The following is an 18,828-nucleotide window of genomic DNA, read 5'->3' on the forward strand; positions in this document are numbered from 1 at the left end:
GTCTCCGCTTTGGTGCGTCCATGTGCTGCCAGTCATTGCAGAACAGCTGTCTGCATCCTGGGCGATATTGCCGTTCGAACTGTCGGCATTGCCATGTCTTGCGACGGTCCTGCTGGCGCCCGACAGAAGCCAGCACGTTCTTCTTCGCAATGCGGAGTATACGCTCCAGCTCGCCGTCTATGGCGCGGACATACTAAATCCTGTTTGCCTCCGTACCGAGGCTATCTGGCCGGCAATGTTCTCCAAGCCCCGCCTGAAGGCGCTCGAGTGCCTCAATACTTTAACTTTGGGTCAACAACTGCCTTCCCGGTTGTTTCCGCCGGAAAAACGCGGCCCCCGTCTAACGTTCGTACTTCGTGCGCTCGACGGCTCACGGGCTGGGGCATCACATCGCGAACTCGCGGAGGCGCTGATTGGTCAAGGGCGCGTCCATGCCGACTGGAGGGATCCTCGCGGTCATTTGCGCGACCGCATTCGCCGCGCCGTCTCGCGTGGCCGCGCCCTCATGAATGGAGGGTACAAAGAATTCCTCACTTGAAAGCAGTCCGCCCCTGTGCGTCAGCCGGCGAACAGCTGGGAGCTAAAACTCAGTCACGACCAGTTCACCCGGCCGAAAAGGCGGTAGCTCGCGGACTCCAGATCCGTGACGAAGTCAACGGTCATGCCGACGAGATGGGGCTGGGAGCTTGCGTCTACGAACACGTTGGCCCCTCCCTTCCATGGCCGCATCCCCTCGCGCGAGACGCTTTCAAGACCAGGTACTTGAGGCCGGCGCAGCCGCCCGCCGCTCGACGATGATGCGAAAGTCTTCTGGCATGCTGCGCTCCAAAAGCCGAGGCCCGTATTGGGTTCTCTTCATCGTCATCGCACAGCGCAGTTTCGATAACCGTACCGATAGTGGCTTCTAGAGTACCCACGAGCCGACGCAGGATCGACGGCCCCTGGCGTCTCATTCGGTAGGGAGCCGGGATCTCAGGCGGAGGGGATATCTGGGCTGCAGCTGGTGTGATGGCGGCGCCGGTTCACAATTCACCGGCAACACATCGATGGGAATAGGGCTGACAGTTGGACATAGCGTGGACGCAGTTCTATGGATCTCTGCGGTTTGAGCGGGCCGACTAGATCCTACAACAGTCAAACCTTCCACGCCCTTTCAGACCTGTTTCGGCATTGGCCCCGCCGCCTGACGCAGACAGTGCCGCCACGGCGCACGTCCGAGGAGTAGTCTGCGCGGTGAAATGCTTCAGCGTCGAACATCTCTGGGCGAGTCTTGTGCACCACGCGGCGTAACGCTGCTGCCTGGGGGAAAGGCGCGCCGACCGCCTACCTTTTGGGCCATGCAGTTCGCCAGCTTTCCGTCTCACCAGCACTTCGCCAATTTCGTTGCGTTCTTGTTTAGGGGTTGCAACAAACCCTTCAAGAAAATTCATGTAATCTTTGCACCGAAAATCCTTGTGAATGGTACTCTCACTAGAACTTCGACTTCAGTGGCGGCAGAAATCTGATATAGTTGATATGTTCCATCGCCGAACAGCTTGCGAAGAGCGCGAAATGACAAAGCAAGCAGGACGAGGATTCGGGTGTTGTTCTATCTGTGGTCGTGCTGACCGATGATGATGCTTATTGACCGCCTAATGACAGCAGCACATCTTGATCGGTTAAGGATTCTGGGCCTTTGCGCGCATGCCGACCTGACTGTCTGCGAACTAGCAGAGATTCTGGGTCTGCATCGCGAGCACGTCGTGCGACATGTGCGGAGGCTCGCCAGAGCCGACTTTCTTTGCGGCAACGGACAACGTCCTTGGTCCTCATATCATCTCAACACAGTGGCCAAGGACCGAGGTTTGGTTCAATTCTTGGTCGATCTCCTGCCCCACGACGATGGGCCTCATAAGCGGGATCTGGAGCGGCTCGAGGCGGTACAAGGCGGCCGGGCCAGGGGGGCCGCCTGCTTGATGGGGAATAGATCCATCCAATTGGAGCGCGAAACTGCCACGCACAATTCGGCCGGCGGCGACACCACAGAACCCGACACTTACGGGGGGCTTCATCTTGCGGCCGTAGATTGTCGCGTTCACGAACTGCTTCTAAGACAGGAGCGCCAGGAGCGGACAACTCTCAAACTTATCGCCTCCGAAAACTTTGCCTCCTCGGCCGTCCTGGAAGCGACCGGCTCGATCTTCGCGAACAAGTATGCCGAGGGCTACCCGGGTGCGCGCTACTACGCGGGAAACGAGATTGTCGATGAGCTTGAGACCCTCGCCATCGAGCGCCTGAAGACGCTATTTGGTAGTGAACACGCCAACGTCCAGCCCTATTCCGGCTCGCCGGCCAATCAGGCTGTCTATCGCGCCCTTTTGATTCCCGGAGACAAAGTCATGGGTTTGCCTTTACCCGAAGGCGGCCATTTGACTCACGGTTGGTCCGTCAACTTTTCCGGCACTGATTATCAACGCGTCCCGTATGGGCTGCACGAAAACACGCAGCAAATCGACTATGACCGCTTGCGCGAGACCGCCAAGCGGGAACGCCCGAAACTCATCTGGGTCGGTGGAACTGCCTATCCACGCATTTTTGACTACGCGGCAATGGCCGAAATTGCTTCGGAGGCGAACGCCTATCTAGTGGCCGACATCGCCCATATCAGCGGCCTAGTTGTGGCAGGAGTGCATCCGAACCCCGTGCCCCATTGCGATGTGGTCACCAGCACGTCTCACAAGTCGATCCACGGGCCCCGTGGAGGCTTTATTCTGTCGAAGAATGAAGATCGCTATCAGGCGCTTTATCGTCCGAACAGCCAATACAATCTGGCCAAACGCATTGACCGCGCCGTGTTCCCTCTCCTGCAAGGCGGACCGCATATGAATACTATCGCCGCGCTTGCCGTCGCTTTGCAGGAAGCAGCGAAGCCGTCCTTTCGTATCTACGGTCAGCAGATCATCAACAACGCAAAGGCTCTGGCCCAGGCGCTTCTGGCGCGAGGTTATGAACTCGTCACAGGCGGGACTGACAATCACATGCTGATCCTTGACGTTCGGAACCGGCCGCTATCAGGCAAAGCCTATGCCGATCGCCTGGCAGGGGCAGGCATCATTACGAACTTTAATATGGCGCCGGGTGACCGACGGCATCCGGCGCTCACAAGCGGCATCCGCATAGGGACGCCAGCGGTGACGTCCATGGGCATGCGCGAGACGGAGATGGTGCAGATCGCCGATTTCATCCACTCGGTCTGCCGCCAGCCCGATGACCAGGAAGTCCATGCGAGCGTACGAAGAGAGGTTGCCGACTTCTGCACTGCGTTCGACGTCCCCGGCATCAGCGACCGATAGAGCCGCCCTAATCCAGAAACCTCCCAGCTAACTCCAACACTTGAAGCGAGGGCATTCCATGACCAGGCAGTTCGTGTTCTCTTCCGAATCCGTCGGTGCGGGACACCCGGATAAGTTGGCAGACAACATATCGGATGCCATCCTCGATGCGGTCCTTCGCGAGGATCCTAAGGCGCGCGTCGCTTGTGAAGCATTGGTGAAGACGTGTGAAACGTTGGTGAAGACAGGGATGGTCGTTCTGGCTGGCGAGATCACCACCCATGCGCAGATCGATTACAGCCAAGTTGCCCGCGATACGATACTCGATATTGGCTATGACGACGATGCCATAGGCTTTGATGGTCGACGTTGCGCCGTCGTTCTGGCTCTCACCGAGCAGTCGCCCGACATAAGCCAGGGTGTTGACGAAGGACGAGGGCAGGATCTCGAGCAGGGCGCGGGGGATCAGGGCCTCATGTTTGGATTCGCATGCAATGAGACGGATACATTGATGCCCTTGCCGATCCAACTCGCTCACCGTTTGACCAAAAGACAGGCAGAGGTCCGAAAAACGGGACAGCTTGGCTGGCTGCGTCCGGATGTGAAATCTCAAGTGTCGGTACGATATGAGGGTCTCCGCCCGGTGGCGCTGGATACGATAGTCCTGTCGACGCAGCATGACGTGGCGGTCTCCCAAGATACAGTACGCGAAGGCGTCATTGAGGAGATCATAAAACCGGTCCTGCCGACCCACCTTGATACTTCTGGGATCAGATTTCTGGTCAACCCAACAGGGCGGTTCGTGATCGGTGGGCCCGCCGGCGACTGCGGCCTCACTGGACGCAAGATTATCGTCGATTCCTACGGTGGAACGGGGCGTCACGGCGGCGGCGCCTTTTCGGGCAAGGACCCATCCAAGGTTGACCGCTCGGCGGCCTATGCCGCCCGGTATGTCGCGAAGAACATCGTTGCCAGCGGCCTTGCGGAGGTCTGCGAGGTTCAGCTTGCTTACGCGATCGGCGTGGCCAGTCCGGTTTCTGTCATGGTCAACACATTCGGAACCGCAAGGATTGAGGAAAAAAAGATCGAGCGCCTTATTCTTGAGCTTTTCGATCTCCGACCGAAAGGCATCATCAAGATGCTTGATCTCTTACGCCCGATATACCGCAAGACCGCGACATACGGGCACTTCGGCCGTGAAGAGCCTGAGTTCACCTGGGAAAAGACGGACAGAGCCGACGACTTGCTGCGTGAAGCAAGGACCGGCAGCTGCGTGAGGGCCGGTCAAGCGAATGCGGCAATCCATTCCAACTCGCTATACCCGCGCGCGGCCGGCATGCCAGATAGCCGGGTGGTTCCTTGGCGGAGATTTTGATGCCGGAATATGACGTGCTTTGCATCGGCAATGCCATTGTCGACATCATCGCGCAGTGCGACGAGGCTTTTCTTGAGACCAACGGCATCATCAAGGGGGCGATGAACCTTATCGACGCCAGGCGCGCCGAATTGCTCTACAGCCGCATGGGACCGGCGATCGAGGCTTCCGGCGGCAGTGCCGGCAACACGGCGGCCGGCGTCGCCAGCCTCGGCGGACGAGCCGCCTTCTTCGGCAAGGTGTCGAACGACGCGCTGGGCGAAATCTACACGCACGACATCCACGCCCAGGGCGTGGCCTTCGACACCAGACCGCTCGCTGGCGAGCCGCCGACCGCACGCTCAATGATCTTTGTCACGCCCGACGGCGAGCGTTCGATGAACACCTATCTCGGGGCCTGCGTCGAGCTTGGGCCCGAGGATGTAGAGGCGGACAAGGCGTCCGGCGCCAGGGTGACCTATTTCGAGGGCTATCTGTGGGATCCGCCGCGCGCCAAGGAGGCCATCCGCCAGACCGCCAAGCTGGCGCACGCCGCGGGCCGCGAGGTGTCGATGACGCTGTCGGATTCCTTCTGCGTCGACCGCTACCGCGACGAGTTCCTCGAGCTGATGCGCTCGGGCACCGTGGACATCGTCTTTGCCAACAGCCACGAGATCAAGTCGCTCTACCAGACCGCTTCCTTCGAGGAGGCGCTCGACGCCATCCGCAAGGATTGCAAAATAGCCGCTGTCACCCGGTCCGAGAAAGGCTCGGTGATCGTGCGCGGCGACGAGACCGTCACTATCGAGGCGACGAAGATCAAGGAACTGCTCGACACGACCGGCGCCGGCGACCTCTATGCCGCCGGCTTCCTTTATGGCTACACGACCGGACGGAGCCTCAAGGACTGCGGCGACCTCGGCTCGCTGGCCGCCGGGCTGGTGATCCAGCAGATCGGGCCGCGTCCGCGCCAGAATCTGCGCCGCGAGGCCGAGCAGGCCGGGTCGATCTAGCCGGGCGATCAACGACGGGCTGCCCGTCTCCCCTCCTGCGGACCGTGCGGGGCGGTGCGCGTAAATCGAAATGTCGGATGCGCATCCGCGTGAGAAGCAACCGGGGGGCATGCCACGATGGATAAGGGTGAGTATCGCCCTCCAGTGCGAACCTTCTGCCGTGCGATATGGGGAAGCGTTCCGATTAGCAGCTCGACCTATCGCAATCTTGCCCACCCGCCGTGGTCGCCTCGTGTGCCAACAGGCCGGCCGTGCGATACAGCGGGTAAGCGGCCGACTCGTGAATTGTCATGAAGGCATCGCCCGATTGAGATTATTCTGATGGGAGCGCACCGCTGTTCACGCCAGTCGGACGATCATGGGCAATCATAAGGACCATCGTGAGCCACGCTGGCATCGCCATGACGGTGACACGGTTTTTTTGCGGAACGGCCTTCCGAGCCAAGCTACTTTCTGCGCTCGTCAACCGTAACCGCACGCGCTGTCAACGCCGACGTAATCTTGTTCAACACCAGCAAGGGTTTGGCTTTGTGAAATTGCCGCATTGAGGCACATCCGGGTGCTGGAGGCAGCGCGGAAGCCGCGGTGTTTCCGAGGGAAGGCGTCTCCAGGTCACAACGGAAGAAAGTCCAAGATGTCACCATGTCTCGCAAGTGCTGGAGGTCGGTAATCAGACCGCGAAAACTCAGCTACATACGCGTTGCGCTGGAGAGCCCGCCGCCGGAACGGCGCCCAGTTGGAGAGCGAGGGCACGGTCAAGTGGTACAATCCCCAAAGGGCTTCGGCTTCATTGCTCCTGAAAACCGTGAGAAGGATATCTTCGTTCATGCCACCGCGCTGACCCGCTCAAGACTGAGCACGCTGATGGAGGGTCAGAAGGTGTTTGTCCAATGCGGGCAGGGCAAGAAAGGCCCGGAGGTTCGGAGCATTCGCCTCGTTTAGAGCCAAATGCTTTGCCCTAACGAAATCGCGCCTTAGACAAAGAAGAAAGCCCGCTGCCGGGAGGAGGTGGCAGCGGACTCGATTTTCGAATGAGACACGGGAGGAGGTGCGCCCCATTCAGCGTCGGCACCACATCCGAGAGGAGTAGATGGCCGACAACATGATCATACCGATAGCCGCCGATATTGCAATGCACAAATCATGTCTCGCAGGTGCGAAATCATGCCGCATCGGCTTGGTCGATCGTTAAAAGTGCAGTCAGGCTGCGCCATTCTTGCGGGCGCGCTTGGCAGGTGCCGACGTTTCCGGTTCCTTCGGCTTGCGGCCCAGACCCATGGTCTTGGCCAATGCCGAGCGGGCCGCAGCGTAGTTTGGCGCCACCATGGGATAGTCCGCCGGCAGCCCCCATTTCGCGCGATATTCGTCGGGCGTAAGGCCATGGTGGGTAGCCAGGTGACGCTTAAGCGACTTGAACTTCTTACCGTCCTCAAGGCTGACAATGTAATCGGGTGTAACCGATTTTCTGATCGGTACGGCAGGGTTGAGAGGTTCCGACTTTTCTGGTGCTGCACCACCGGCAGTGGCTTTCAATGCGATGTGGATCAGGCCGATAAGCCCAGGCAGTTCACTGACGGGAACCGGATTGTTCGAAACATAGGCTGAGATGACATGGGCGGTGAGTTCGATAAGGTTATCAGCTGTCTCAGTTTCTTCGGTCATGAAAACGCTCCTGCGGACTTAGACTAGGCGTGGGGAATCAATTCATAGCTTAATAGTGACGACCGCCTTTGATGGCAACCAAGCCATTGCACGATCTGTTCGCGGATCGCTACACACCCGGCCGCAGTCGCAGGATAACTCTTCAGCCGTCATCGTCCTGACAACACCGCTGTGCCATGGTTGTGCCGCGTCGATGCGGCGCCTCTTCACCCAAATTTATTCGGATAGTTCGGAGAAACGAATGAACGCTAAGGCTTTCAGCAACCCCCTTTTCGTGAAGCGCGCAACGCACATCATCCAAGAGATTGCCGGCCTTGCGGATGCCATCGATTTTCTCAATGAATGGCCTGAAGATCGCAGAGACATGATCCACGAGATCGCCCTGAGGGCATGCTACGATGCATACGATGGGCGCAAGCCGGTAAGCACGGCTCGCAATGCCTTTTTCGGCTTTGCGAAACGGGTCGACATATTGGAAGATCCAACCTCGGCGATGAAGTGGATTGCTTCCTGCAGATCGGGCAGTGGAAAAGTGCAGGTGTAGACCTCGACGACGTGTTTGAGACTGGCAAGGCGCGTCAAACAGTGCACTATTGTCCAGTTTTCACGGCTAGACCGCGCGAATGAGAAGCAGTTCCTCACCACCGACTACAAAAGTCCAGATCGCACGCAACCTGACTATGGCCAGACGCAGCTCATGGCGATCGCTTGGTCGTGAATGGCCAGCCTCAGTGGTGCAGGTGCATCGGTCGCGTTCGACTGAGTAAACAAATACGACCGGGGCAGTTTGCCGCATAGTGGCTGTGGAGGAGGGGGGATGACCGGGTTGATCAGATTTGAGAGGCCAGTCGTTGTTCAGGTCAGCCGCCGCAGCTCAGAGCGCATCGTGGTGGACGTCAACGACGCGGTCGCTATCTTGCTGCGGGATCTGCATAATGAGACCGATAAACGCAGAATAGCGATGGACGTCTGTCTGCAGGTGTTACGCGGTAAGACCCATGCGCCAGCCGCTCGACGAGCTTTCGTCGCAGCCGCGCTCGAAGCACGCATTCTGCGCAACGATTGAGATTTATCACGCCGCTCATGAATTTCGGCCCTCTGCGCATCGCTGTTGGCCACGGTCCGAACATCCCTGCCGGCATCCGCCAGGAGCAAACCAACCCCGTTACTTTCCGCAATGGCTTTCCTGGTCGCGCGTGGCATCTTCCACCATCAAAACACAAGGGCAGCCAAGCTGCGGTCGCTCGGCTTCGCCTGCGCGGCGATCGTAATTGGAGACAGAGGCAGACGGGCCATTGAGCGAGAGTTGGCCGACTGCAGATGGCGGAGCGTCGATACTGTCACGATAGTCAACAGAAGTGCCGTTTGAACCTCCCCCAGATTAGCCCTGCATCCGGTTTCCCGGAACACCCTTGGACCGGCCCCGCGTGATCGCCGATGCCTCTCCCGATGGTCGCCGATGTCGGAACGGAGGTTTCGGCGATCGCATCGGAAAGATGATAGTGATATTGGACTAGCTTAAATCCGGCGTAGTCCGAAACCGCTGGGGGTCAGCCGTCTGATCTCTGGCCGGCTCATTTGAGGGCCGGCCTGCTTCGATCGCCCATAACGCCCGCCTTCGGAACAGCTGGCGTCGGCGCGCCATAACAAGGCCCGACCAGACCAAGCTTACGGAGGCGCTTCGGTCGGCGGCAGGTCGATTTCTTTGGGTGAGCCGGATAGCCTCCTCAACCTACTTCGCCCGGGGTGCAGCGTCGCCGCTCACCGCCGGCAAGTGTCACCGAGTCCTACGCCGTTTGCGCTTTTTCCCGAATTGCGCGTGCCGCAGCCACCATGTTCACCAGGGCAGGGCGGACCTCCTCCCATCTGCGCGTTTTGAGGCCGCAGTCGGGATTCACCCACAGTTGGTCATCCAACAATCGATCGCGCGCAAGCATGATGAGGTTGGAAATCTCGCCCACTTCCGGGACCCGCGGCGAGTGAATGTCATAGACGCCAGGTCCGATTTCGTTCGGATACTTGAAGGTTCGAAGCGTATCGAGCAGTTCCATCTGCGAGCGCGAGGCTTCAATGGAGATCACATCGGCATCCATTGCGGCAATCGCATCCACGATGTCGCCGAACTCGGAGTAGCACATATGGGTGTGGATCTGGGTCGCATCCTCGATGGCCGTTGAAGCCAGCCGGAAGCATTCGACGGCCCAGTCGAGATAGGCCTCCCAGTCGGCATGGCGCAGCGGCAAGCCCTCGCGCAGTGCGGCTTCGTCGATCTGGATCATCTTGGCGCCAGCCTTTTCAAGGTCGCTCACTTCATCGCGAATGGCGAGCGCGACCTGACGGCAGACGGCTGAGCGCGGAAGGTCGTCTCGGACGAAGGACCAGTTGAGGATCGTCACGGGACCGGTAAGCATGCCCTTCACCGGCTTCAGCGTCAGCGACTGGGCATATCGCCACCAATGTAGTGTCATCGGATTTTGTCGCGACACATCTCCAATGATGATCGGGGGGCGCACAAAGCGCGAGCCATAGCTTTGCACCCACCCGTGTTGCGTGAAGGCGAAGCCGCAGAGCTGCTCGGCGAAATATTGAACCATGTCGTTGCGCTCGAATTCGCCGTGGACCAGCACGTCGAGTCCGATCTCTTCTTGCCAGCCAACGGTGGCTTTTATCTCTTTCTTCAGGAACGCTTCATAGTCGACGTAACTCAGCTGGCCTTTGGCATGAGCTGCCCGCGCTTTGCGAATCTCGGCTGTTTGCGGGAAGGAGCCGATCGTCGTGGTGGGGAAGGGGGGCAGGCCAAATAGGCCGGCCTGAAGCTTGGAGCGGACGGCAAATGCGCTCTTCCGGCGCGTCATGCCGACCTTGATGCTGGCGACCCTGCCTTCGACGAGCGGATCATGCACCTTGGCGGATGTCGCGCGAACGGCGGCAGCCTCAGCCGACGCCTCCAGTTCGGCGGCCACTGCGTCCCGGCCTTCGGCCAGGGCACGGGCGAGCACGACCAGCTCGTCGGTCTTTTGCGCTGCGAAGGCGAGCCACGACCTCACATCCGCATCGAGTGCCGTCTCCAAGTCCAGGTCGATCGGCACATGCAGCATCGAGCAGGACGGGGCAATCTCCACCCGCTCCAGCGCCCAACCGGCGACGATGGGCTTGATACGGTCAAATATCGCAGGCAGGTTCGCGCGCCAGACGTTGCGTCCGTCGATCAGCCCGAGCGAGAGCACAAGTTCCTTCCGCGCGAGCCGGCCGATAGCCTCCAACTGCTCTGGAGCGCGCACGAGATCCACGTGCAGTCCCGCCACGGGAAGAGAAATTGCGGTCTCGAGATTGTCTCCCAGCGATCCGAAATAGGTAGCGACCATGATCTTCAACTCGGGTGCTGCTTTCGACAGCCGGGAGTAGGCGAATTGGAGCGCATCCCGTTCGTTGGGAATCAGATCGAGCACGAGCGCCGGCTCATCGATCTGCACCCAATCGGCTCCCGCGAGCTTTAGCCTCTGCAGGAGCTCCTCGTAGACGGGCAGCAGCCGTGGCAGGAGCGCGATAGGGTTGAAACCTTCCTCAGGTGACTTCGCCAACTTGAGAAAGGTAACCGGTCCAAGCAGGACCGGGCGAGTGTGGATGCCGAGCGCCTTGGCCTCGAGAAAATAGTCGACCGGTTTCGCCGACGAGAGGGCAAAGCTCTGATCGTCCCTGAGTTCCGGCACAATGTAGTGGTAGTTGGTGTCGAACCATTTGGTCATTTCCATCGCGGCAAGGCCCTGCCCATTGGCCGCAGGCTCGTTACCGGCAGGTCCACAATCCGCGGCCTGACCTTGATTGCCGCGCGCCATGGCGAAATAGATATCGAGTGGGACCTCGCCGTCAGTCCAGGCGTATCGTGCCGGAACGGCGCCGACCATGGCGACTGTGTCGAGCACGTGGTCATAAAGCGAGAAATCGTTGGACGGGATTTTCGACACGCCGCGATCGTGCTGCTCCCTCCAGCTAGCGGCACGCAGCGTCTTCGCCGTCGCGAGCAGATCGGCAGCGCGAGATTTTCCGGACCAGTAGTTTTCAAGCGCGAATTTCAGTTCCCGCCGTCGACCGATACGCGGCACGCCGAGCGTTGCTACAGGAATCCGTTGAGAGACAGTCATGCCATACCCCGATGGTTGGGGCGGGGGACAAGGAACCCGCGAATAGGCGGCACGAAGCCGAGCTACCGCGACCACCAGACACCCCGCCCGTGGACGTTGTTCGTCGTGGCAGGTCTCCTGGCTCGCGGGTCAAAGCCTCCGCCCGTCTTCCCGAGGCCGTTCGCCTCAGTGACATCAATGGGCTTGGCTCGCCGCTAACAGTTGCGGGGGCAGCGCCGGCATCGCACCGGCTTCCCTCTTAGCTCCGCTACGGCAGTGCCGCGCGGAGAACCATGACATGCGCACAATCACAGCCGCTTCGCTCCTTGTCAATACCATATAACGAGATGTTTATGTGATTATGCGAATAACCCCCTTACGCTGATGGGGGCTCTTTCAAAAGCCGCATACGACGGTCGGGTCGGTCGAAAATCGCGGTCAGCGCCCCCGTCGCGCTCGAACTGCGCTCCCCCGAAGTGCTTCAGGATGTTTGCCGATTGGCCGGCCGTCGACGCAAGTGCCGGTCCGCCTTCCACAAACATGGGGGTCATCGGGTGCACTCACTTTTGGCCCGAAATCGAATTCGTCATGTCCGGACAACCAGACAAATGAAAGCGCGATGGCTTCCGTTTGATCGGCGCTCGTTGGAGGCGGCGCCCCTATTGTTGGAACGGCGTGATCATCAGGTGGTGCCTTCTCGGGTCGGCCGCGTCGCAGTGCTCTTGCACACAGGACGCATCGTCGTGCCAACTGGGAAAATCGTTAGGAACGATGCAATCGCGCTGGAAGCGTTGTGTCACCTCGCGGACATCGTCGAGATCCGAAAACGGCGCACCCGGTAAGCACCGGCTCAACTCCGGTGCGATCGCTGGAACGGCTGAACCAAAGCAGTGAAGCTCACAATGAACTTGCTTGCCCTACATGGGTGTACTTCGACTAAGTTGTCACGCTTGTCACTTCTTTTCTGGATGCGGGCCGGCTGTTCCTCACGATCACTGCCCAGGTTGACGGCCGGCATGCGGAACGTAGAGGAGGTTCGGTCTTCGTGTAGGCGTGCGTTCGGCTTATTGGTTCACTATGATCTGGCCCAGATCCGCAAGGCACTCGACCACGTAGTCCGGTCTGAATGGAAACCGCTCTATGTCTGCCAGCTTGGTCACCCCAGTAAGCACAAGGGCTGTTCTCAGGCCCGATTCCAGCCCCGCGAGCACGTCGGTATCCATGCGGTCCCCGACCATGATGGTATCGACAGCTCGAACTCCCAGCCGGTCGAGCGCGCCGCGCATCATGAACGGGTTCGGCTTCCCGACGAAATAGGGCTGACGGCCGGTGGCCTTCTCGATTAGTGCCGCGACAGCCCCGCACGCCGGATGGGAGCCCCGCTCGGTCGGGCCAGTGGCATCCGGGTTGGTGGCGAGAAAGCGCGCGCCCTTCGCCACAAGCTCAGCGCCAGTTGCGATCTGCTCGTAATGGTACGAAGTGGTGTCTCCGAGGACCACGAATTCGGGAGCAAACTCCGTTATTCGGCAACCTGCCTGCCGCAGGGCCTCGACCAGACCGTGGTCGCCGATGACATAGGCAGTTGATCTGTGCTTTTGCAGTGCCATGAACCGCGCGGTGGCGAGCGCCGATGTGTAGATGTGCTCTGGCTGCACGGCGAAGCCAACCGCTCTTAGACGCTCGGCATGATCTTCGGGCGTGAACCGCGAGTTGTTGGTGAAGATCTGAAACGGCTCACCCTTGGCGATTAGCCCGGCGACATAGCCGACCGAGCCAGAAATCGGTTGGCCGCCCCGGACCAGGACCCCGTCCATGTCGAGCAGATGCGCTGTAATCATTGGATCTCAACCCTCAATGTCTTTCGTGCATGCACGGCCTGGGCACGTTGTGTCACTGAATCTCTCCAGGCGAGAATGCCGGCGACTGTACCGATTAAGAGCGATGCGCGAAGGGGGCTCAGTTGGCCGTGCGGCAATAAGGAGGTTGCGGCGTAAACGTTTCGGTGCGCCAATTCGCCGTGCGGACGTCCTGCATCGTCGGGTTGATTACATTCGCTGTCTCAGCGCACCTGATGCACAATCGCCTTCTTAGTTGCAGCAGACACTGGCCTGGCGAGACGTGCCGCGCTTGGATAGGTGAGAACCTACCGTCCGCAGGTGCACCTTGCCTCCTCGCTGTAGAGGGGGTTCAACGTAGCTGGGCGTCTAGATGCATACTTAAGGCGCGCAGGCGGGGGCACTGAAACGACCCGGAGCGATCCGCAACAAGGTTCCCCAACCGCTCGAATCATCTCTTTGGTTTGATTCTGCGCCGCCCGAGGTGTCCATCCAGATAGAGATCAGATGCCGCCCATGCAGAGGTATTTCATTTCGAGGTAGTCTTCGAGCCCGTGGCGGGAACCCTCCCGCCCGATGCCCGACTGCTTCATGCCGCCAAAGGGCGCCGCTTCCGAAGACATACGCCCCGTGTTGATGCCAACCATGCCGTATTCCAATGCCTCTGCAACGCGCCAGACACGCTTGAGGTTCGAGGCATAGAAATAGGCGGCGAGGCCGTAGATCGTGTCGTTGGCCTCACGCACAACCTGATCCGCATCTTCGAAGCGGATGATCGGCGCCAGCGGCCCGAAAGTCTCCTCTTGCGCAACAGCCATGATGCTGGAAATTTCGGTGAGCACTGTGGGCTTGAAGAAGGTGCCATCCTTGCCGATGCGTTCGGCCCCGCATCGAATAATCCCACCCTTGGCAACGGCATCTGCAATGTGCGACTCGATCTTGCGCAGAGCATGGATGTCGATCAGCGGTCCAATGTCCACTCCGGCAACGAAGCCGTCGCCAACCGACAAGTGCCGCACTTTCTCCACGAACTTCTCGACGAACTCATCGTGAACGCTCGATTGGACGTAAAGGCGGTTCGCCGAAACGCAAGTCTGACCGGCGTTGCGGAATTTCGCCTGGATCGCGCCGTCAACCGCAGCGTCGATATCGGCGTCATCAAAGACAATGAAAGGGGCATTGCCGCCGAGCTCGAGGCTGACCTTCTTGATCTGGTCCGAGCACTGGCGCATGAGCAGCCGGCCAACCTCGGTCGAGCCCGTAAAGCTGATCTTTCGCACCTTGGGATTTGAGCAGAGTTCGCGTCCTACGGCGTCACCTTCGGACGCATAGACCAGGTTGATGACGCCGTCGGGAAAGCCGGCTTGATGCGCCAGCGCAAACATTGCGCCTGCCACGAGCGGCGTCTGTTCAGCGGGTTTAAGCACAATCGCGCAGCCCGCCGCCAGGGCCGGCGAGATCTTGCGCGCCACCATCGACGCTGGGAAATTCCATGGCGTAATTGTGCCCACGACACCGATCGGCTGCTTGATCACCATCATGCGACGGTCAATCGATGGTGCGGGGATCGTCTCGCCGTAGATGCGATTGGCTTCTTCGGCGTACCATTGCAGATACGCGGCCGCATGCGACACCTCCGACTTGGCTTCGGCAAACGGCTTGCCCATCTCTGCAGTGAGTATCGCGGCAAGATCATCGGCGTGGTCAATGATCAGTTCATGCCACCGCCACAAAACGTCGCTGCGTTCTCGGGCGGTCAGTGCAGCCCATCTAGGCTGCGCCGTGTAGGCCTTGTCGATCGCAGCGCGTGTCTCCTTCACACCCATGTCGGGAAGCACCGCCAAGACTTCCCCGCTCGATGGATTGAGGACCTCGAATGTCCGCTCGCTAGCCGGCGTGCCGGGTGCTGGCAGGCGACCGATGGCGCCAAACAGGTCAGGGGATTTCAAGCGACGGATTATTGGCAGGCGCAGGGGCAATACCGGATTCCTCTCAAGAGCAGCGGAGTTGTATGTCGGCAGGCCTCGGTTTGTACTCCGCACCTGCGGGTTCCTTATAGGACCTCGATCATACGGCTGGTAGAGAATTGGGGGTCGCCGCGTCCGATACTGGGAAAAGCCAGCTGGAGCGAAGTCTGGACCAGGGCGTAAGCGACAACGTTTACCACCCGAGCTTCGGGATGACCTCCGGTACTGCGCCGAGCGCCTGCTTCCCATGCAAACGCAGAACAACTGGCCGAGCCTTCCACTCAGAATCAGTGAATCCGGGGCGAATGCCGCACTCTCTGGGGCATGGAAGGGCGGAAGGTGACCGGCAGGCTCTCCGGGCAGCGAATGACGTAAGACGGCATGTAGACCACGTCCTCCGCGGCGATGCTCAGCGCCAGATCCTCCAGCCGCCCGAATAGCGCGGGGAAGGCGCAGCCCAATTCCAGGCGCGCCAGCGCAGCGCCCAGGCACGAATGGGGTCCCTCGCCGAACGACAGGTGCGGGTTGTGCAGCCGGGTGACATCGAACCTGTCGGCGCCGGGACCGAAGGCCTTTTCGTCCCGGTTCGCCGCATGTAACGCCATCAGCACGGCGTCGCCGCGGCGCACTATGCATCCGTCGATCTCCACGTCCTGGGTGGCATAGCGAAATGGCAGATTGGCCGCTGAGCTGCCCCACCGCAGAATCTCCTCGATCGCCTGTGACCACGGAACTTGGCCGCTGCGTACCAGGTGCAGTTGCTGCGGATGCGTCAGCAATGCCAGCATGCCATTGCCGATGACGCCGGCGACAGTCACGAAGCCTGCAGAGAGCACCATGAACAGCATGTCGATGAGCTCGGTGTCGGAAACGAGCTCGCCATTGTCGCGTGCGACGATCAGCGCCGAAGCCAGATCGTCGCCGAGCCGGCGACGCTTGAGCGCGATCAGACGACGGAAGAACTCCGGGATGCGCTGCCGCGTCTGTCTTACCTCTGCGGCTGTAGCGGAGGTGCTGGCCAGGCTGTAGGTGAGGGCGACGATCTCTTCACGCTGTTCGTCCGGCAAACCGAACAGTTCGGCGATCACGTTTGTGGGCAGCGGAACAGCGAACTCGCACATCAGATCGGCACTGCCGCCGCGCTGCGCCATCTCGGCCAGGAGTTGATCGACGCGTTGTTCGATCAGTGGCGCCAGCAAGGCGATACGACTGGGCGCGAAGCTGCTGGACAGCAGGCCGCGCAAGCGCCGGTGATCGGCGCCGTGCGCTGTGGCCATGTTGTCCACTTTGCACATCCCGATCAGCGGATGATCCTCGGGAATCTCGCCATCCTGCAGCGCCCGCCACTGTCGCCAGTCCTTGTTGAAACGCTGGTCGGAAAGCATCCGCCTGAGCGTCTGGTGACGGCCTGCCGCCCAGGCCACCACATCGCCAGGCAGCGACACCCGCGCCACTCCCCTCTGCTGCAGAATCGCAGAAGACAGATCATCAAGTTGCGTGGGAGCGGCCGGCACACCGATCACGTCGCAATGATCGTTTTCTACGCGCATGCCAACAACTCCCTTTAGACCCATCGCGGTGCACTTCTCGGCACGGATGATCCGGGCGCGGACCTGGGAAGTGCCTCTTCAGTGTGCTTCGTCGTTAGAAGCGGTAGGTGAGACCTGCGCCTACCAGCCAGGGATCGAGCTTAGCCTTGCCTGTGAGCTTAGCGCCGGCGACAGTGACGTCGAAGTCGGGCTTAAGGAAAAGCTTCTTCACGTCGAAGTTGACGCCCCAGTGCTGGTCCACCATGTAGTCGAATCCGACCTGCAGCGCGGCGCCGAATGTGTTCTTGACCTTGAGATCATCGGCGCTGCCGGCTTGCTGATGATAGAAGATCGTATAGTTCAAGCCGGCGCCGACATAGGGCTTGAAGGGGCCGAAATCGGTAAAATGATACTGCAATGTGAGCGTTGGCGGCAGCAGCCAGACCTTGCCGATCTCGCCCAGCCCGCCGATCGAACCTTGGCCATCGATGTTGGCATAGGTGGTGCCGAGTATGAGTTCGGCGGCGATGTTGTCGGTGAAGAAATATGATATATCGAGTTCCGGCGTCACGCTGTTCGAATAGGAAAGACCGGAGCCGGGCACCGCGTTGACGTAGCCCGAATCCTCGGTGATCACCCCCAACGCGCGCATGCGGAGCTGCCAGGGGCTTGGAGCTTCCGCGACCGGGGCTCCTACCTTCGCAACGCTCGCGGCTCGATGAATATCTGCCGCGCCGGCCTGTCCCGCAACGATGAGGACGACAGCCGCTGTTACTGCCCGCGCCACGCTAATTCGCGCTCTCGCCATACTCTTCTCTCCTTGATCCGCAGAAGCGACGCACTGCGCCTTGATTGAACCCTGCTCGCATCAATCGAGATTGACGGAGCGGTCATGCGCGATAGCCCCCGCATAGGTCGTGCCAAAATGACAAATCATTGCGAAACAATGCGATCGCTCTGAGAGCGCTGTGTCTCATGTCCGACTTCGTCGAAGATCCGACAACGGTGCAGACGCAGCCATCAGGGTAGGCAAATGCAGTCCAGAGTCGGCCGGGTTCTGGGACGGGAACGGGCTGTACGTCTCAAACCCTCGGAGATTTCACACGGCGCCAGCCTATGTTCACGTGCGGTCGCAGACCCGGGGACCGTGGACACAACGGGGAGTGGCTTGCCGGCATACCTACCCTGGCTGGCAATTCGCCGCATGAGCACTTCGGGCGGAGAACCTGTCCCACCTTGGTGAAGATGCGCTGTTTCGATTGCAGCGTCGCTGACGAGACCGCCGTGGCACAGAAGAAGCGGCCGCGGACAAGAGCTGGCAGCCCCATCTCCGGAGTCGGAAGATTCATCGGTAGACTGACAGACCCAGAGATTTTGCATCGCCGTTGGTTTTTTTAGCCGATGTCTTCTGCCAGGGTTTCGTGTGGTCGCCTGACCAACGGATTATGACGAGCCGCGCCCAGAACGAAAACACCGGTGGAGTTAGGCAAGGCGCAGCGAATGTTTTAGCTTTGGCACTTCGACTGGCGGCGAAGGCCTCAAAACCCCCATCCGGAAACAACGCTTAGATAGCGGGTAATATGTTTCAAGGTAGGAACCTAGGCGCTGTAATGCGCGACTGAGGTCGCACGGAATTGACTCGGTTCTGACTTTTTCTAGGTGTATCGTCTTCCCGTCGTCCGTCTGGGGAGACGAGCATGTCGGCATACGGTGTGGCGGATTCCGCCCAACTCGCAATTCTCACGAAAGCCCTGAACGACCGTTGTGCGAAGCACGCGGTCGCAGGCGATCATGAGCCCGAGCGCATAGCGCCTAAAGTCCTGGCGCTTTACCGGCGAGGCTCGATTGATCCTGACCAGCTATCGGCAGAACTTGAACGGGTTGCCCGGTGATCCAAGAGATGCATCCATGGGGAACACAACGGCGGCTTGTCGATAGCGCGCGCCGCTTGATTGGCCGCACCCGCGCCGAAGTGGAAGATGCAAGATTGAAAATCGAGCAATCGCGGCTTGCCCTTGAACAGTCCCGCAAGCACC

Annotated in this window: 12 protein-coding genes, 1 pseudogene and 1 riboswitch; of the genes and pseudogenes, 7 read left to right on the top strand and 6 right to left on the bottom strand. The window is 59.9% G+C overall.

Features of this window, described 5'->3' with window-relative positions; all coding sequences use genetic code 11:
• Nucleotides 1–22: 22 nt before the first annotated feature.
• The 5 genes and pseudogenes from CK220_RS10920 (at nt 23) to CK220_RS10945 (ending at nt 6,620) form a co-directional block, all read left to right on the top strand.
• Nucleotides 23–538, top strand: a complete 516-nt coding sequence (locus CK220_RS10920; RefSeq protein WP_245429107.1) for a DUF2285 domain-containing protein — start codon at nt 23–25, stop codon at nt 536–538.
• A gap of 1,438 nt (nt 539–1,976) precedes the next feature.
• Nucleotides 1,977–3,332 (top strand): serine hydroxymethyltransferase, encoded by a 1,356-nt coding sequence (gene glyA, locus CK220_RS10930; protein ID WP_245429132.1) that lies wholly within the window; start codon nt 1,977–1,979, stop codon nt 3,330–3,332.
• A 58-nt stretch (nt 3,333–3,390) separates the two neighbouring features.
• A pseudogene (gene metK / locus CK220_RS10935) lies at nt 3,391–4,557 on the top strand (methionine adenosyltransferase); the annotation flags it as partial.
• Between the two features lie 128 nt (nt 4,558–4,685).
• Nucleotides 4,686–5,678, top strand: coding sequence for an adenosine kinase (locus CK220_RS10940; protein WP_095811546.1), 993 nt, complete (start codon nt 4,686–4,688; stop codon nt 5,676–5,678).
• Between the two features lie 642 nt (nt 5,679–6,320).
• Entirely contained in the window at nt 6,321–6,620 is a 300-nt protein-coding gene (locus CK220_RS10945) for a cold-shock protein (RefSeq protein ID WP_280952722.1), read from the top strand.
• 258 nt (nt 6,621–6,878) lie between these two features.
• Here the strand turns inward: CK220_RS10945 and CK220_RS10950 are convergent, their stop codons facing one another.
• Complete coding sequence (locus tag CK220_RS10950; RefSeq protein WP_095811547.1) at nt 6,879–7,340, bottom strand: MucR family transcriptional regulator; 462 nt, start codon at nt 7,338–7,340, stop codon at nt 6,879–6,881.
• 241 nt (nt 7,341–7,581) lie between these two features.
• Between CK220_RS10950 and CK220_RS10955 the strand changes: the two genes are divergently transcribed.
• Both CK220_RS10955 and CK220_RS10960 read left to right on the top strand, forming a co-directional pair.
• Entirely contained in the window at nt 7,582–7,884 is a 303-nt protein-coding gene (locus tag CK220_RS10955) for a DUF982 domain-containing protein (RefSeq protein WP_095811548.1), read from the top strand.
• A gap of 273 nt (nt 7,885–8,157) precedes the next feature.
• Nucleotides 8,158–8,406 (top strand): DUF982 domain-containing protein, encoded by a 249-nt coding sequence (locus CK220_RS10960; RefSeq protein ID WP_095811549.1) that lies wholly within the window; start codon nt 8,158–8,160, stop codon nt 8,404–8,406.
• Nucleotides 8,407–9,127: 721 nt separating this feature from the next.
• On the opposite strand, the gene metE is transcribed toward CK220_RS10960, so the two are convergent.
• From metE to CK220_RS10995, 5 genes are all read right to left on the bottom strand, one after another.
• Nucleotides 9,128–11,482, bottom strand: a complete 2,355-nt coding sequence (metE, locus tag CK220_RS10965) for a 5-methyltetrahydropteroyltriglutamate--homocysteine S-methyltransferase (RefSeq protein WP_095811550.1) — start codon at nt 11,480–11,482, stop codon at nt 9,128–9,130.
• Between the two features lie 89 nt (nt 11,483–11,571).
• A riboswitch (cobalamin riboswitch) is annotated at nt 11,572–11,772 on the bottom strand.
• A gap of 753 nt (nt 11,773–12,525) precedes the next feature.
• Nucleotides 12,526–13,299, bottom strand: coding sequence for an HAD-IIA family hydrolase (locus CK220_RS10980; RefSeq protein ID WP_095811553.1), 774 nt, complete (start codon nt 13,297–13,299; stop codon nt 12,526–12,528).
• 500 nt (nt 13,300–13,799) lie between these two features.
• Nucleotides 13,800–15,230 carry an NAD-dependent succinate-semialdehyde dehydrogenase gene (locus tag CK220_RS10985; protein WP_245429133.1) on the bottom strand — a complete coding sequence of 477 codons (1,431 nt, stop codon included), beginning with the start codon at nt 15,228–15,230 and terminating at the stop codon, nt 13,800–13,802.
• A 320-nt stretch (nt 15,231–15,550) separates the two neighbouring features.
• A complete protein-coding gene (locus tag CK220_RS10990) occupies nt 15,551–16,813 on the bottom strand; it encodes a cytochrome P450 (RefSeq protein WP_095811555.1) in 1,263 nt (420 codons plus the stop codon).
• Nucleotides 16,814–16,907: 94 nt separating this feature from the next.
• Nucleotides 16,908–17,600 (bottom strand): OmpW family protein, encoded by a 693-nt coding sequence (locus CK220_RS10995; RefSeq protein ID WP_095811556.1) that lies wholly within the window; start codon nt 17,598–17,600, stop codon nt 16,908–16,910.
• Between the last annotated feature and the right edge of the window lie 1,228 nt (nt 17,601–18,828).

Source organism: Mesorhizobium sp. WSM3860, from assembly GCF_002294995.1.
Classification (GTDB): domain Bacteria; phylum Pseudomonadota; class Alphaproteobacteria; order Rhizobiales; family Rhizobiaceae; genus Mesorhizobium.